At 42.3% G+C, this 17,181-nt stretch carries 15 protein-coding genes; 7 read left to right on the top strand and 8 right to left on the bottom strand.

From position 1 onward, the window contains the following. Window positions 1-51: 51 nt before the first annotated feature. Window positions 52-999: an IS30 family transposase gene (locus M1E93_RS07640; protein ID WP_140035165.1), complete on the top strand. Its 948-nt coding sequence runs from the start codon at window positions 52-54 to the stop codon at window positions 997-999. After that, complete coding sequence (locus M1E93_RS07635; RefSeq protein WP_426207249.1) at window positions 942-3,974, top strand: SEL1-like repeat protein; 3,033 nt, start codon at window positions 942-944, stop codon at window positions 3,972-3,974. Before M1E93_RS07640 ends, M1E93_RS07635 begins: the two co-directional genes overlap by 58 nt. 58 nt (window positions 3,975-4,032) lie before the next feature. On the opposite strand, the gene M1E93_RS07630 is transcribed toward M1E93_RS07635, so the two are convergent. Together M1E93_RS07630 and tctD are read right to left on the bottom strand one after the other, a co-directional pair. Continuing rightward, on the bottom strand, window positions 4,033-5,451 hold the full coding sequence (locus M1E93_RS07630; RefSeq protein WP_014656281.1) for a sensor histidine kinase: 1,419 nt from the start codon (window positions 5,449-5,451) through the stop codon (window positions 4,033-4,035). Then, entirely contained in the window at window positions 5,448-6,116 is a 669-nt protein-coding gene (gene tctD / locus M1E93_RS07625; protein ID WP_004921202.1) for a transcriptional regulator TctD, read from the bottom strand. The genes M1E93_RS07630 and tctD overlap by 4 nt, the downstream gene beginning before the upstream one ends. Window positions 6,117-6,407: 291 nt before the next feature. Between tctD and M1E93_RS07620 the strand changes: the two genes are divergently transcribed. The 4 genes from M1E93_RS07620 (at window position 6,408) to M1E93_RS07605 (ending at window position 9,975) form a co-directional block, all read left to right on the top strand. Continuing rightward, the gene (locus M1E93_RS07620) at window positions 6,408-7,382 is read left to right on the top strand and encodes a Bug family tripartite tricarboxylate transporter substrate binding protein (RefSeq protein WP_004921205.1); all 975 of its coding nucleotides are present in this window, start codon (window positions 6,408-6,410) and stop codon (window positions 7,380-7,382) included. A gap of 12 nt (window positions 7,383-7,394) precedes the next feature. After that, complete coding sequence (locus tag M1E93_RS07615; RefSeq protein WP_004921207.1) at window positions 7,395-7,826, top strand: tripartite tricarboxylate transporter TctB family protein; 432 nt, start codon at window positions 7,395-7,397, stop codon at window positions 7,824-7,826. Between the two features lie 10 nt (window positions 7,827-7,836). Continuing rightward, on the top strand, window positions 7,837-9,354 hold the full coding sequence (locus M1E93_RS07610) for a tripartite tricarboxylate transporter permease (protein ID WP_004921210.1): 1,518 nt from the start codon (window positions 7,837-7,839) through the stop codon (window positions 9,352-9,354). A 177-nt stretch (window positions 9,355-9,531) separates the two neighbouring features. Then, window positions 9,532-9,975: a hypothetical protein gene (locus tag M1E93_RS07605; protein WP_060561129.1), complete on the top strand. Its 444-nt coding sequence runs from the start codon at window positions 9,532-9,534 to the stop codon at window positions 9,973-9,975. 59 nt (window positions 9,976-10,034) lie between these two features. Here M1E93_RS07605 and fabB read toward each other — a convergent pair whose 3' ends face one another. After that, window positions 10,035-11,249, bottom strand: coding sequence for a beta-ketoacyl-ACP synthase I (fabB, locus tag M1E93_RS07600; protein WP_060561130.1), 1,215 nt, complete (start codon window positions 11,247-11,249; stop codon window positions 10,035-10,037). 204 nt (window positions 11,250-11,453) lie between these two features. Between fabB and mnmC the strand changes: the two genes are divergently transcribed. Next, window positions 11,454-13,508: a bifunctional tRNA (5-methylaminomethyl-2-thiouridine)(34)-methyltransferase MnmD/FAD-dependent 5-carboxymethylaminomethyl-2-thiouridine(34) oxidoreductase MnmC gene (gene mnmC, locus M1E93_RS07595; RefSeq protein ID WP_426207248.1), complete on the top strand. Its 2,055-nt coding sequence runs from the start codon at window positions 11,454-11,456 to the stop codon at window positions 13,506-13,508. A 135-nt stretch (window positions 13,509-13,643) separates the two neighbouring features. On the opposite strand, the gene M1E93_RS07590 is transcribed toward mnmC, so the two are convergent. The 5 genes from M1E93_RS07590 to aroC form a co-directional block, all read right to left on the bottom strand. Beyond that, the gene (locus M1E93_RS07590) at window positions 13,644-14,168 is read right to left on the bottom strand and encodes a GNAT family N-acetyltransferase (protein ID WP_104873584.1); all 525 of its coding nucleotides are present in this window, start codon (window positions 14,166-14,168) and stop codon (window positions 13,644-13,646) included. 58 nt (window positions 14,169-14,226) lie between these two features. Further along, window positions 14,227-14,499 (bottom strand): YfcL family protein, encoded by a 273-nt coding sequence (locus tag M1E93_RS07585; protein WP_004921219.1) that lies wholly within the window; start codon window positions 14,497-14,499, stop codon window positions 14,227-14,229. A gap of 29 nt (window positions 14,500-14,528) precedes the next feature. Beyond that, complete coding sequence (locus tag M1E93_RS07580; RefSeq protein ID WP_004921221.1) at window positions 14,529-15,077, bottom strand: elongation factor P hydroxylase; 549 nt, start codon at window positions 15,075-15,077, stop codon at window positions 14,529-14,531. Window positions 15,078-15,093: 16 nt separating this feature from the next. Next, window positions 15,094-15,897 (bottom strand): TSUP family transporter, encoded by an 804-nt coding sequence (locus tag M1E93_RS07575; protein ID WP_014656286.1) that lies wholly within the window; start codon window positions 15,895-15,897, stop codon window positions 15,094-15,096. 170 nt (window positions 15,898-16,067) lie between these two features. Next, window positions 16,068-17,165: a chorismate synthase gene (gene aroC / locus M1E93_RS07570; RefSeq protein WP_104873585.1), complete on the bottom strand. Its 1,098-nt coding sequence runs from the start codon at window positions 17,163-17,165 to the stop codon at window positions 16,068-16,070. Between the last annotated feature and the right edge of the window lie 16 nt (window positions 17,166-17,181).

Genomic DNA, 17,181 nt, shown 5'->3' with positions numbered 1-17,181 from the left:
TAGCTACTGATAAGCTATCCTGCTCTTCCGACCAAAGATGAGCGAGTAAGTATGAAGTATCAGCAACTAACCGAAGGACAACGATACCAGATATCGATACTGCGTGAGGATAATTTATCCTGCCATGAGATAGGTATCCGTATCGGTGTAAGCAAGTCCACGGTCTCCCGTGAACTGAGGCGTAACACTTCAGATACTGGTTATAACCCACAACAGGCACACCAGAAGTGCTGTGATAGGCGGCTGTCATCTGCCAAAAGGACAATTCCTCAGCAGACCATAGATTTCGTGATATTTGCTCTGGAGTGGAAGTGGAGTCCTGAGCAAATAAGTGCAATTGGCAGCATTATTGGTCTTAGCGTCAGCCATGAATGGATTTACCAGTATATCTATGCGGATAAGCGTAGCGGTGGCGAGTTGTACAGGCATCTTAGGCAGGGCAAACGGCGATATCGTAAGGGCTACGGGCAGAAACGAGGGCGCATCCCTGATGCGGTATCCATTGAGCTACGGCCGTCAGTCGTCGATGACCGTAGCCGTCTGGGGGACTGGGAGGCCGATTTGGTGCAGGGTAAACAGGGCACTGGTGCTATCGTGACACTGGCAGAACGCAAAAGCCGTATTTACCTGACAAAAAAGGTGTTTTCAAAGGATGCGGTGGAAGTCAGTAAGGCCATTATCTCACTGCTGAGTGAGTATCAGGATGTATGTCACACAATAACGTTCGATAACGGTCTAGAGTTTAGTGAGCACAAGGCGATAGCAGAAGCACTGAACGCAGATACGTACTTTGCCCATCCGTATGCCTCGCATGAGCGTGGGCTGAACGAGAATACGAATGGGTTGTTAAGACAGTTTATCCCGAAAGGAACAGACCTGCGGACAGTGACAGAAGAAGACTTACAACGCTATCAGGGAGCGTTGAACAGCAGGCCACGCAAGTGTCTGGGGTTCAGACAACCTTCGGTGGTGTTTGCGGAGCTAAGAAAGGCGGCTTAGCGTTGCACTTCGGACTTGAATCCGCCAACCTTTATAATGCACCAGGGAAGTATCTTGATAGTCAAGCCCAAAAATATATCAATATGCTGCTAGAAAAATATCCGAATTCTCCAAAAACACTGATCACTGTAGGAAACCTCTATGCAGACTATAGAAAGCATTTTTATAATCCTGAAAAATCATTTGAACTAATTCAAAAAGCTAGTGAAATCTCACCATCAGCAGAAATCAACTATGATCTCGCAAAAAAGTACGCTCTAGCGCTAGGTACAGAGCAAAATTTAAAAAAGGCGATCAGTCTTTTACAAGAAAATATTACGAATGATAAATTGGTACAAGATAGTCAATATGCACTAGCACGACTCTATTTTCAATTTGATGTATCCGATGAAATTGGAAAAGATTTCGTTATGGATATACTCAGAGAAAGTGTTGAAAGAAATAAGTCCGCCTTGTTTCCAGATTATAGCTTAGCGTATTACTATGCAGACTACCTTTTAGAACAAGATCCGATTAATAATAGAGAATATGCTTTTTCCTTATACAATAAAGCAAGTCATTATTTTACTGATGCGAATATACATCATGCATTAGCGCTAATAAAATATGAAAAACACGAAAAAGAACAAGCCGCCTACCTTATTTTATCAACTTTAAAAGCGGATCAAAAATATCATTATCTCACCACAATAGAGCGTCAAAACGCTTATAACTTGCTCTTTAAACACTTTCTTGACTATCCTGGAACAATTCAATTTCTTGTTGAACAGTCACTTAATAATGAGCAAGTAAAATCAGCTATTCAACCTCTATTAAAGCAAAACCCTGACGCAAAGTTTAAATATGCCATAGCGAATGTTAACCGTATGAGCATCAAGAATACAATTGATGACAAGGCGTTAGCATTACATTATCAAGACATAATTACAGCCGCAGAACTGGGTTCCATTGATGCAATGCTGTTTATTATTCATGGTAAAGTCGATGATGACCGTCTACCCGGAACTCTTTTTGATGATAATAAATTTGACCAACTCACGGGGATAACGAATGATGATCGTTGGATGTGGCACAATAAATGCGCTGACCAAGGAAGTAACCGCTGTTTAGCCGAACTTGGTTATCGCTACCAATATGGTAAATTTGGCGTCGAAAAAGACTATTCAAAAGCACTTAAATATTATAAGCGCATTCATATTACACCGGATAATTATGAATTTCTTAATTATGAATCCGATATGAAGCTTATTGAAAAAGAACAACAAAAATTCAATGAGCTACTCAATCAATACAACAATAATGATGCCGAAGCCGCCCACAGGCTAGCCGATGTCTATCGATTTGGTAAATATGGGCAAAAAGAAGACAATGTTAAGTGGCTTAAATATCTAGATCAAGCAGCAAACTTAGGTAGTGCTAAAGCATTACATGAATTATGGTCCTATTATGAGGATGAAGGTCAGCTTGAAAAAAACAGAGCTAAAATCATGAGCTATTATAGCAAGCAGATCGCCTCTGGGAATCAATCTGCTGCTCTCACCTTAGGCTTAAATTATTTATATGGGTTACACCTTGTTAATGCGAACCGAACGAAAGCGCGTGAATTATTGAAGAAATCAGGTAAAGATGGTGAGCGCTATCTCGCTGAAATGGATAAGTTTGATGAGAAATATACATTAAAAGATAAAGATGCCACCACTAATTATCAACTAGGCGTTGCACACACATATGGTCGGGGCGCCAGCATTGATCATTTAAAAGCGAGGCAATTTTTTAAAACCGCAGGAGAACAAGGCCATCAAGAATCTGCTTACACATATATTAGGTCATTGCAAAATGGTATTTATGATTATAAAAAAAATCGCTGGATCGCAGAACCTAATTGGTATGAAGCTATTTCGTGGCTAAAACAATACCCTCTCGCATGTTGTCAGGAAGATGAACTGCTTCGCTATAATACACTGGTATTACCGGCTTTAAATAATGATATTAATGCGACATTAAAACTTTCTCATTGGTATATTGAGCAACAACAACATACTGCTGCGGCCTATTGGTATAACAAATTACTTGATAAAAAAGATTTAAATATCATTATTCCTGCGCTTGATAAAATCATTACGAATGATGGCAAAAAGCGTGAATTGTACTCAGCGGGAACCTTGAAAAATGACTTATATTCTAAAGTACACTTTGCGTCTTTAGCTGTAAATAATAAAAAAGTCGCTGCAAACCCTGAACTCTACCAGTCTATGATTCAATTTCTACATGAGGGATTAGGCTCAAGCGATCCTATCATTTCAGATCTTGCATTTAACTCTTTACTTACTGCCTATAGAGATGGAACCGAACAGTATAGTTATATATTCCGTCGCCCGATAAATGAGAAAGCGTATGTAGAATTATTGGAGTCACAGTCTAAAAATCGTGATGATGTTCTCATGTTATTGTCAGAATATTACACAACCCAAAATCCCCAAAAGGCTCTAGATTATGCTCAAAAGGCTTATGAAAAAGGTGATATCAGAGCAGCTAAATATCTATATAATTTTTATTATGCTCACCTTGATGTCAATCATGAAAATCTTAAGCGTACTACTCAATATCTCAAAAAATATCTCAATATGAGGGAAAGTGCTGATGAGAAGATTATCAATGAGCTTACTCTTCCTACTGAACATATAATCGGCATTGCTGATATCTATTTCGAAGGCTTTTACGATATGCCACGAGATCTAGATAAGGCAATTGAGATGTATCAATATTTATTAAAATATGAACCTGAAATTGCTTTAGAAAAACTTTATGAGTCACATATCCTAAACGGAAATACCAATGAAGCTTATTACTATGCATTAATTCTCAATAAAGATACGGATAATGTCACCATGTTTAATACGCTAACAGATGTACAACGTGAATCTATCAAAACACGTGTACAAGATTATTTTGATAACAAAAATACGAATAAATAAGTTAATTACAGCAATGAGGGTGCTAATGTTGATTATATTAATACCCTCATCTGACTTATCACTGGCTAGTTTGAAACACCACCTTTGCCAACAAACCACCGAGTTCTCTTCCCTTCAATAATTGCAGGTCGGTACCATGATAAATTGCAATATCTTTCACTAACGCAAGCCCGAGACCTGATCCTTCCATAGCTAATGCATTATTTAAGCGTGTAAATGCTTCCATTGAGCGACTGATTTTTTTATCGGGGATACCGGGTCCTGAATCTTCAACTTCTAATATGGTATGCTGTTTGTTTTCACTTAATAATATCCGTACCGTTACAATACCGTTATCAGGGGTATATTTAATGGCATTATCGATTAAGTTCGCACACATTTCTGCCAATAAAATAGGCTCACCTTTAATCCATGATTGCTCTTGTCCTTCATAACCAAGGTCAATTCCTTTACTTTCGGCTTGCCCCAATCGTGTAAAACAAGCCTGTTGGACTAACTCCACTAAATTAATCGCGCGATAGTGACGAATAGCCTCTTTCTCATGCGCTTTTAAACGCGCGAGTTGCAATAACCTATCAGTTAAGACAATCGTACTGTCGAGGGTTTTATTAATCGCATGCAGACTTTGCTGCCGCTGAACTTCATTTGTACTATTCAGGGCAACCGACACTTGGGTTTTAAGTACCGTTAAAGGTGTTTTCAATTGATGAGAAGCGTCGGCACTAAAGCGCTCTTGGCGTTTAACCATCCGTTTTAGCCTTTCAATATAGCGATTCAGGGCGTCCACGAGTGGCGATAATTCAGACCATGGCAGAATATCAGGAATAGGTGTGAGATCATTAGCAGAGCGCCCCATCATTAACTGAGATAACTTTTTCAACGGCGTTAATAGCTTACTCAGTAATAAATAGGCCAGCACTAATGTCAGGAACACGACTGTACCTTGGCTCATTAATGAGGATATTAATAGTTGACGAGCAAACTCATGCCGCGAAGAGACTGTTTCAGCAACGCGAATTTGCACCATTCCCATCATGCCACCTTCATTTATCGGTTGATAAAACGTGGCCACACGGATAGGCAAACCTTTATATTCGGCATCATAAAAATAGACCAGCGCCGTATAGTACTGAGAGCGCATCCAATTTGGGGGAATTTCAGGTAGGTCATCATAGCCAGAAATCGTTTCACCATTAGGCGCAATCACTTGGTAAAACAATCGGTCATTAATATTTCGTTCGAAACTGTCTAAAACGACATAAGGAACATCAACAATCAAATGACCGTTTTCAACCTTTAGCCGCTCGGCAACAGTACGAGCCGAAGCCAATAATGTCCGATCATAGGCCTGATTTGCCGCGTTTTTGGCACTGTAATAGTGAGTATAAACGGAGAATCCCCCCAACATAATGAGGGGGATACCGAAAAAGAGCAGTAACTGATGAAAGAGAGAGCGTGGATGAGAGACTAATTTCATACACTACACTGCTCTAATCGGTATCCTAATCCGCGAAGCGTATTGATATTGACATCGGTTCCTGTGAGTTTTTTCCTTACTCGATGCACATACAATTCAATACTCTGTAAGTTAGCTTCATCGGACAATGAAAAAACCTGTTCGAATAATTGTGTCTTTGAGACAGGCCGCCCACGACGATGAAATAATGTATTAAGTACTGCGAATTCTCTTGGTGTTAAGGCCAGCGGCTCTTTATCCACTAAGAAATAGCCTTCTTCATGGTAGCAAAGTGAACCAAAACGTTGTGGCTCATTCACCTGCCCTTGGCTCCGCCGTAATAATGCTCTGATCCGAGCTTCTAATTCCGCTAAATCAAACGGTTTAGTGAGATAATCATCTGCCCCTGCATTTAACCCTTTGACCCTATCTGAGACATCTGAGTTTGCCGTTAACAACAACACGGGGATCTCTTGACCCCGTTTTCTCATTTGGGCAAGTACTTCTAACCCGCTGAGCCTTGGCAACGACACATCTAATACCACTAATGAGTAGCTTTCTGTTTGTAATAATTGATCAGCAATTGCGCCATCACTCGCAATATCGACAGCAAAGCCGGTCGAACTAAGCGCTTTTTGTAACCATAACGACAACTCGTCATGATCCTCAACCAATAATATTCTCATTTGTATGCTCTCAATTCATTCAATACTGAGTATACGTTCGCATTAACCCCTGAGAAATAAAATACTTAAGCACAATATTTTCAAGGTGGCTCACAAGAATATTATATGAATACAAATTAACATTAAATTAACAAGTTAAAACTACTAATAATAAACAATCTGATATTCATCACAAAAAAACAACTTCGTTTGTTAATGAAAGGTAAATGAAAGCTTTATGAGCCAATGATGATGATTAGAAAAACAACAATGACATCTCTTTTTGTCTGCTTTTTTGTGAGGAAATAAAGAATGAAAAAAACATCATTAGCGACACTCGCTGCTGCCCTTTTCTTTGCTGGTCTTAACCAAGCTGCGGCTCTACCTGAGCGTACTGAATGTATCGCACCAGCAAAACCCGGCGGTGGATTTGATTTAACCTGTAAGTTAGTGCAAGTTTCCCTACTCGAAACCAAAGAAATTGAAAAACCCATGCGTGTTACCTATATGCCTGGTGGTATTGGCGCGGTGGCTTATAATGCCATCGTTGCACAACGCCCAGCCGAAGCTGGCACAATCGTTGCTTTCTCAGGCGGCTCACTGCTTAACCTAGCACAAGGGAAATTTGGTCGTTACAACGAAAATGATGTACGTTGGCTCGCCAGTGTGGGAAGTGATTACGGCATGATAGCTGTTCGTGAAGACTCTCCTTATAAAAATCTAAAAGATCTGATGGAAGCATTCAAAAAAGACCCTAACAGTATCGTCTTTGGTGCTGGTGGATCGGTAGGTAGTCAAGATTGGATGAAGACGGCATTACTCGCGAAACAGATTGATGTGGATCCGCGCAAAATGCGCTATGTGGCCTTTGAAGGCGGTGGCGAAACTTTAACTGCACTGTTAGGTAATCACATCCAAGTCATGTCGGGTGATATGAGTGAAATGGCTCCTTACCTTAATGATGGGAAAGTGCGTGTATTAGCCGTTTATTCCGATAAGCGCCTTGGTGATGGCCTTGAAAATATTCCAACAGCGAAAGAACAAGGTTACGACATTGAGTGGCCGATTATTCGTGGTTTCTATATGGGGCCAAAAGTCTCAGATGAAGATTATAATCAATGGGTTGAAGCCTTCAAAAAACTCCAACAAACCGATGAGTTCAAGAAACAACGTGAGCTACGCGGGTTATTTGAATATAACTTAACAGGTCAAGAGCTGGATAGTTATGTCAAAAAAGAGATCGAGCAATACCGCGAACAAGCTCGTTCATTTGGCTTAGCGAAATAACGGAGGCCAATAATGAGCCAACGCATATTCGCCATTGTCTGGCTAATATTGTGTGGTATCGGCCTCTATATTGGCTGGGGGATACAAAGTGAATACGCCTATGAACCACTTGGCCCCCGCCCTTTTCCGATAGCCATACTTTCGTTAATGGCTTTATGCGCATTCATCTTACTTGTTGGTAAACAAGAAGCGATTGAATGGCCTAAGGCATATGTGTTACGTCGCTTAGTATTACTCATCCTTTCATTGGTTATCTATGCTTGGGTATTTGAGTGGCTAGGCTTCCCGTTATCGACCTCTCTATTGACTATCAGTATTGCGTTGCTGTTTGGCGCGACACCTATTGCTGCCATCATTTCCGGCCCAGTATTAGGTATCACGCTTTTTTATGCTTTCGACAAGCTACTGGATGTCACTTTGCCAATTGGCAACTTGTTTAATTAAGGAGATAGCCATGGAAACTTGGATGTACCTTTCACAAGGCTTTGAAGTGGCACTAATTCCACAAAACCTAGTGATCGCACTTATCGGTTGCTTTATTGGTACGGTTGTCGGTATGTTGCCTGGATTAGGGCCAGTAAACGGCGTTGCAATACTTTTACCGCTCGCTTTTGCCCTTAAACTGCCTGCTGAATCGGCTTTAATATTGTTGGCAACCGTCTACCTAGGCTGTGAATATGGTGGTCGAATCTCGTCTATTTTATTAAACGTGCCCGGTGATGCTGCCGCGATTATGACAACCCTTGATGGCTACCCTATGGCAAAACAGGGTAAAGGTGGGGTGGCGTTATCAATTTCAGCGGTAAGTTCCTTTATCGGCTCTACCATCGCTATCTTCGGGATCATTCTATTCGCCCCATTACTTGCACAATGGGCGCTGGCGTTCGGCCCCGCCGAATACTTTGCGCTCATGGTATTTGCCATCGCGTGCCTTGGCAGTATGATGAGCCAAAACCCAGTTAAATCCCTACTGGCTGCATTAATTGGCCTCGCATTCGCCACGGTGGGTGTTGATGCAAACTCTGGTGAGTACCGCTTTACTTTCAATAGTGTCAATTTATCGGATGGCATCCAATTTATTGTGCTCGTTATTGGGCTATTTTCCGTTAGTGAAATTCTATTGATGTTAGAAGGAACTGCAACAGGCCAAGGGCTGATCCGTAAAACAGGCCGTATGCTGTTCAATCGTAAAGAGGCTAAAGCTTGTGCTGGCCCTACGTTACGCTCCTCTTTTATCGGTTTTTTTGTCGGTGTCCTCCCCGGCGCGGGTGCTACCATCGCCAGTGCTATCACCTATATGACAGAGAAAAAAATCAGTGGGGCTAACAACCAGTTTGGTAACGGTGATGTACGAGGTGTTGCAGCGCCGGAAGCCGCTAATAATGCTTCAGCCTGTGGCTCATTTATCCCGATGTTGACCCTTGGTGTTCCCGGTTCAGGTACGACCGCCGTTATGATGGGCGCATTAACACTGTATAACATTACTCCAGGTCCTGGCATGTTCACGGAACAACCGGATATTGTGTGGGGATTAGTCGCGGCATTGTTGATAGCCAATATCGTTTTATTGATCATGAATATTCCATTAATTGGGCTATTCACACGCATGCTCTCTGTGCCACTTTGGTTCTTAGTACCGACAATCGCCACCATATCAGCCGTTGGAGTATACGCGGTTCACAGTACTACATTTGACTTACTACTCATGATGGGACTTGGCATATTTGGCTATATCCTACGGAAAATGAATTTCCCATTATCGCCGTTGATCCTTGGCTTTGTTCTTGGCGAGATGTTGGAACAAAATTTACGTCGCTCTTTATCTATCAGTAATGGTGATTTCGATATTCTTTGGAGTAGTTCGATTTCTCAATGCTTACTGGTAATGGCTGTACTTGTTCTCGCTCTACCACCAATTATTAAATTAATACGTAAAAAGCGCCAACACCAACCATCCACCCTCTCGGATTAAGCTTATATTATCTCATCGATTTCTCTGTAAACTTTGCCCCGACCGGTAGTTAGGGGCATTTTTTATTACTGAGCATCACATTGCATTTAGTACAAGGCGTTAAACATTCAGCAAGTCAGCCAATGTTCCCTTTACCTATTTATACTCAGTGAGCACTCTTAGACGACATTATTTGTTATGCTTAAATTGTTACAAGCTTTTTTTAAATGGCAGCCTAAGCCACTTCATCATAATCAATTTGTGACTGTATTCAATAACCTATACCAAATCAGTAGCGAGTACCCTGCCACAATAACGTATAAAGATAATGGTGAGCTATTAGCGAAAACGGTTGGTAAAGTCCATCTGTATTGCGATGGCAAATTGGTACTACGCCTCACTAAGAATGTCAGTGTCATTACAATTGGCGTAGTGGATAACAAAGCAAAAGTGATTAATATTAAAAAAGATGTGTTCCGTTTTCCGTCAAATACATCATCATCACATCCGCCCTATTTATCACCAAGCAGTGATTCAGACAGCCATCATCATACAAGTCGTTCTGACGATAACCATAGTGGCCACTTTTCAGGCGGTGATTCAGGTGGAGGAGATTGTGGCGGTGGCGGCGGCGGTGATTGACCATAAAAAAAAGCGAGAATCGAGGTTCTCGCTTTTAATTTGATAGCGTGAAAGACCAATTAGCCTTTATATTTGCTCATCACTAACGTTGCGTTAGTCCCCCCAAAGCCAAAGCTGTTAGACATAACTGTCTCTAATGCTTGCTCTGTCGGTTTCGTAACAATATTCAGCCCTTGAGCTTTAGGGTCTAAGTTTTCGACGTTGATACTTGGTGCAATAAAGCCATGCTCTAACATTAATAAGCTATAAATGGCTTCGTGAACACCCGCAGCACCTAAAGAGTGCCCTGTCATTGCCTTAGTGGCAGAAATAGCGGGTGAGTCATTACCAAATACTTCTTGAATCGCTTCGAGCTCTTTCGTATCACCCACAGGGGTAGAAGTACCATGTGTATTGATGTAATCAACCTTACCATCAATGCTTTGCATAGCCATTTGCATGCAACGTACTGCACCTTCACCTGAAGGGGCAACCATGTCAGCACCATCTGACGTTGCGCCATAACCAACAATTTCAGCGTAGATATGGGCACCACGAGCGAGCGCGTGCTCAAGCTCTTCAACCACCACGATACCACCGCCACCTGCAATAACAAAACCATCGCGGTCAGTATCGTAGGTTCTTGATGCTTTGCTTGGAGTATCATTGTATTTTGTTGACAATGCACCCATTGCATCGAATTCACAGGTCATTTCCCAGCTCAACTCTTCACCGCCACCTGCAAATACAACGTCTTGTTTACCTAACTGGATCAATTCAACTGCATGACCAATACAGTGTGCAGAAGTGGAGCAAGCAGAGCTGATTGAGTAGTTCACCCCTTTAATTTTAAAAGGTGTTGCTAAGCAAGCTGAGATCCCAGATGCCATAGCTCGTGTAACCATGTAAGGGCCTACACCACGAAGGCCTTTTGCACGCATACCATCAGAGCCAGCAACTTGGTTACGCGGAGAGCCCCCGCCAGAACCAACCACTAAACCAGTACGTAAATTCGAAACTTGTTCGTCTGTTAAACCCGAATCACTAATTGCCTGCTCCATAGACAGATAGGCGTAAACTGAGCAATCACTCATGAAACGGCGGATCTTACGATCAATCAGACCGTCAGTATCCATTTTTACATTACCCCAGACGTGGCTACGCAGCCCCGCCTCTTTGAATTCTTCTGAGAAAGTGATCCCGGAACGACCTTCCTTCAGAGAAGCCAGTACTTCTTCCTGGTTATTACCAATACTGGAAACAATACCCAGGCCAGTGATGACTGCACGCTTCATTCATTACCTCATGTCTTTTAATAATGTGAGTACGGGATTACAGGTTGTCACTTTAGCTTACACTTGTAAGCTGAACAAGTCCGATCAGGGTAAATATTTGTATTTTTTTTTCATCGAACATAATAACATTTTTGTTCAAAGGTAGCCTTGATGCCTGTTCGGCGCTAAAATTCAATGATTATTTGGATAAGAACAGGCATAAGTGTGAAAAAGTCAGCCGTGCAAACAGCCCGCCTTAGCTGGAATGATGAAGGTACGCCAGTATCAGAACAATTTGATGATGTCTATTTTTCTAATCAAGATGGACTTGAAGAAACTCGCTACGTTTTTTTACAAGGAAATCAATTTCCAACGCGCTTTGAAACACATCCTTTTGAAACCTGTGTTATTGCCGAAACAGGCTTCGGTACTGGGTTAAACTTTCTTACTTTATGCCAATGTTTTGAAGAGTTTAAGCAAAATCATCCCAACGCAAAACTACAACGCTTACACTTTATCAGTTTTGAAAAATACCCCCTCAGCCAAGAAGACCTAAAAGCAGCCCACAGCCGTTGGCCTGAGCTAGATCCACTCTCCCAAATGCTCTGTGAAAAATGGCCTGATCCCCTACCCGGTAACCAACGTATTATCTTAAAAAATGGGGAAATCATTCTTGATTTATGGTTTGGTGACGTAAATGAACAATTACCTCTACTTAATAGCAATTTAAACAATAAGATAGATGCTTGGTTTTTAGATGGATTTGCACCTTCTAAAAACCCACAAATGTGGAGCGAACAACTGTTCACTGCAATGGCTAAATTTGCCCGCCAAGGAGGCACTTTTGCGACCTTTACCTCTGCGGGTTTTGTGAAACGCGGATTACAACAAGCGGGTTTCACTATCAAAAAAATTAAAGGTTTTGGTCGTAAACGGGAAATGTTAACAGGCAGCTTAGCGGATAAGCATGACGAAATGATGACACCTTGGTTCGCTCGTCAGCCAGCTGCAATACCAACCGATGTTGCTATCATAGGCGGAGGTCTCGCCAGTTTAACCACCGCCTATGCCTTAAATCAGCGCGGTGCTAACGTCACGCTCTATTGCAAAGACCAACAAGTGGCACAAAATGCTTCTGGCAACCGCCAAGGGGCGGTCTACCCACTTCTCAATGGGCGTGATAACCCTCTAGAGCGTTTTTTCGTCAGTGCGTTCCCTTATGCGCACCGCTTTTATCGTCATCTTTCCCAATCGGGGATCCCATTTGATAGCCAGTGGTGCGGTGTTTCTGAGCTAGCCTACCATGAAAGAAGCCGCAAAAAGATTGATGCGATGCTGCAAACTGAGTGGCCTGCTGCGTTCGCGGCTGCAAAGACACGTGAGCAGTTAACCGAGTTAGCAGGTCTTGATGTTAACCATGCTGGTATTCATTATGCTAAAGGGGGATGGCTTTGCCCCGCTCAATTATGTGAAAGCCTTATGCGCTATCTCGCTGAAAAAGGCGTTCAATTTCATTTTAATCACGATGTTGAGCAATTACAGCATTCTGAGGAAGGGTGGACTTTATCTGCGAATGTTTCCGGCAAACAGCAACAATATTTACATCAAACGGTTGTCATTGCTAATGGTCATTTACTTACCCAGTTTCAACAAACCCAACAACTTCCAGTGACCCCCGTGAAAGGGCAAGTGAGTCATATCCCAACGACACCATCATTAAGCCAACTTAACAATGTATTATGCTATGAAGGTTATTTAACCCCAGTAAATCCCAATAACCAGCAGCACTGTATTGGGGCAAGTTATCAGCGTAACCACTTAGATTTTGCATACAGTGAAGTAGACCAGCAAGATAATCGCCAAAAACTGCTCAATAGTTTGCCCGATGTGAGTTGGCCAGAAGAGGTTGATGTTTCTGCTCAACAAGCTCGCCAAGGGATCCGCTGTGTGATCCGCGACCATATGCCACTAGTGGGGAATATCCCTCACTTTACGCAATTAATGGCAGCTTATGAAAATTTACCTGAACAGATGGAAAAACAGGCAAATATTATACTCGCCCCAACCTATCCTAATCTCTTTATCTTAGGGGCGTTAGGCTCACGAGGGCTTTCAACCGCGCCTTTGTGTGGTGAGTTACTCGCCGCACAAATCTTTAATGAACCACTGCCTTTAGATGATGAAACGTTAGCCGCATTGCACCCTAACCGCTTTTGGGTGAGAAAATTGCTCAAAGGCCGTGAAGTTAAAGTGATGCCACAAGAAAACATCATAAAATAACAGAATCCTGTGCTCTATTGACGTAATAATATCGAGCGCTTTATCGCTTAAAAAGCGATATGAATGAACAGCAAAAAATAGCCGCATTCGTTCAATGCGGCTATTAACGTCTAAAAACAGTAAGTTACTGCTATCTTAATTCGGACGGACTGTTTTAATCCTCATTGCACAACGATCAGCAGCATTAAACCCAGCATCAATTTCTTGTTGTAGAATTTCTTCTAACTCAGTGGGTAGAGCCTCTTCATCAATGATAGAAAATCCAAAACGCTGATAATACGGTGCATTCCAAGGGATTTCACGGAAAGTGGTTAGCGTCACATAGTCAAAGTGATGTTGTAACGCATATTGGAGAATATGCTGAATTAATGCCCGACCTACGCCCTTACCCTGCCACGATTGGCACACAGAAATTTCACCAATATGGAGGCTATGCGTTAATTTGTCGACATTAATAAAGCCAATGGGCTGATCGTCATTATCTACCGCCACCCATTCCCTATTGTCCTGAATAAACTGTAGATGATCTTGCTCTGATTGCACTTCATCGTCAGCAATCCAAGCAAATTGATGATGACCACGAAATACTTGCGCGGCAGAGCGCTCGATAGTAGGGAGTTTTTTTGCGTCGCACGGCTGTGCTTGGCGAATATGAAACATAAAATAAACCTATAAAAAAGAGGAGCTTCCTCCTCTTAATAATCAATATAGTGTGTGATTAACGCACGTCATCCAGTAAGGATTTCCACATACCTAAAACCAGCACTTGATCTGGTGGGGTGAGCTCTCCCCCTTTAATTGCCTGCTGAATACTCTCTTCAACACGTTGATAAAGTGCATCAACACTGGTTTCATTCTCTTGTTCAAGCTCTGCGACAGCAAGGGTTAGATGCCCACGCAAATAGCCGCCCGCAAATAATTCATCGTCACTTGCGTGTTCGACCATATCATCAATTTTTGTCAGTATGCGTGTTTCAAAATCCGCAAGCATGCTTAATCCTTACTCTCGTTAATGTGTCATTAGGCAAAAATATCTTCCGGATAAGGGAAGTCTTCTGCACAAAGTGGTGGAGTATTGTAAAACGTTTGTAACGCGTTCACAAAGCGTAATGGCCTTTCAGGAATACCATTTGCTAAATATTCCATCACTTGGCCATGTACTTTGCGCTGAAATGCGATACGGTCAGGCTCAAAATCCCCTTCTAGATTGTCGCAACTGACATTAAAAGGAATGCCAGCCGCTACACAAAATAACCAATCTAACGCCTGAGGTTTGATTTCAACGACTTCAAATGCACATTGCGTTTTTTCATCACGACCATCGGGGCAATACCAGTAGCCATAATCGACTTGCTGGCGTCTTGCCTCTCCCGCAATGCACCAATGCGAAATTTCATGCAGTGCGCTGGTGAAAAAACCATGTGCAAAGACAATGCGATGATAAGGTGTTTGCTCATCGGCCGGTAAATAAACTGGCTCATCGTCACCTTTCACCAATTTGGTGTTGTACTCTTCGCCAAAGCACTGTTCAAAAATATCAATCAACTGCTGATAATGATGTTTAATCATGGAAATTCAAATCATTTTAAAATAATGAAACAACCCAAGCTTTGATAGCATCGCCATGGCTGTCATGGAGCAATTTAATACTCATCAGCAAAGAGATGATCACAATCATTGGCCTGATCAGTTTTTGCCCTTTCGTTAACACCAAGCGAGCGCCTAGTCTTGCGCCAACCATTTGGCCGATAAGCATAACAAAACCGAGCACCCAAAGAACATGACCTCCGATAATAAAAAATATTAAAGAGCCAAAATTTGAGGCAAAGTTCAGTAACTTAGCATGGGCAGTCGCTTTAGCAAGGTTATACCCCAACAATAACACATAGCCTAATGCTAAAAATGACCCAGTTCCCGGCCCAAATGCACCATCATAAAAACCCATCGTCATACCAACAGCAACCCCAAAAACAGGCATACTAATACGTTGCTTACGATCTTGTGCACCAATTGACGGTGTTAACAAAAAGTAAAGGCCAACGCAGATAACCATGATAGGCAAGAGCTGTTTGAGAAAATCCGTATTAATCATTTGGATCAAGATGGCGCCTAACATGGCACCAATGATCGTCATGATAAAGGGGAACATTTGCTCTCGTAAGTTAATCGCTTTACGTCGAACAAAATAGAGTGACGATGAGAACGAACCTCCAACTGCTTGGAGTTTGTTAGTTGCAAGTGCCTCAACAGGCGTTATACCGACAGAAAGTAATGCAGGGATAGTTAATAACCCCCCGCCGCCAGCTATGGAGTCAATAAATCCCGCGAACAATGCAACACAGAAAAGTAATAAATAAATTTCAGGTGCAACAACAGTCAGCCAATCCATTTTTAATCCAAGTAACAGAATTGCCATTACGGCGATACGTAATCTACTCTGCCGCTGATAAACAAATACAAGCCCACAGAGTATCACTGCCCAGATGAGGTATTTTTAAGGAGGCGTCATCCAAACCTTCATATTAACAATAAGGGAGACTATGCCCCCTTACGCACTCTTTACGACAATCCTGAAAATGGTTTCATTGTGGGTATAACATCAGCACATTGCCCACGGTGACGTAAATAGTGATCCATCAATACAATCGCCATCATTGCTTCTGCAATAGGTACGGCTCGAATACCAACACAAGGGTCATGTCGACCTTTGGTGATCATTTCGACTTCTTCACCATCACGATTTAGCGTTTTACCTGAAACGGTAATACTGGAGGTTGGCTTCATCGCGATATGCGCAATAATAGGTTGGCTGCTACTTATCCCCCCTAAAATTCCCCCAGCGTGGTTTGAAGTGAAGCCCTCGCGAGTGATTTCATCGCGGTTTTCACTCCCTTTCAGGCCAATTACTCCAAAACCATCCCCAATTTCAACCCCTTTAACAGCATTAATACTCATTAAAGCATGAGCAATATCTGCATCTAAGCGGTCAAATACAGGCTCTCCCAATCCTGCTGGTACATTCTCAGCCACGACAGTCACTTTCGCGCCAATCGAATCTCCCTCTTTTTTTAGCCCTCTTAGTAACTCATCTAGCGCTTCTAATTGACTAGGGTCAGGGCTGAAAAAAGGGTTTTGCTCAACAATAGACCAATCTTTGATTTCACATTTCACTGACCCCATTTGTGTCAAACAGGCACGTATCGTGATCCCCAATTTTTCTTGTAGGTATTTTTTAGCGATTGCTCCAGCCGCAACACGCATAGCCGTTTCACGAGCAGAAGAGCGCCCGCCTCCACGGTAGTCGCGCTGACCATATTTTTGTTCGTAGGTATAATCTGCGTGCCCTGGTCTAAAGACATCTTTAATTGCGCTGTAGTCTTGAGAACGTTGATCGGTATTTTCAATCAATAGGCCTATGCTGGTTCCCGTAGTGACACCATTAAATACCCCAGATAGAATTTTGACCTGATCAGGCTCTCGACGTGCAGTAGTATAACGAGACGTTCCCGGACGGCGGCGGTCAAGATCCCCTTGTAGATCGGCTTCTGTTAATGCTAGCCCTGGTGGCACACCATCAATGATGCACCCCAAAGCCAAGCCATGAGATTCCCCAAAAGTGGTAACCCGAAACAGTTGCCCTATTGAATTTCCTGCCATACCAAATTCCTAATTA

The organism is Providencia sp. PROV272, assembly GCF_049901975.1.
GTDB lineage: Bacteria > Pseudomonadota > Gammaproteobacteria > Enterobacterales > Enterobacteriaceae > Providencia > Providencia stuartii.
The sequence above is the reverse complement of the archived record's forward strand: the minus strand, read 5'-3'. Positions and strand labels throughout refer to the sequence as shown.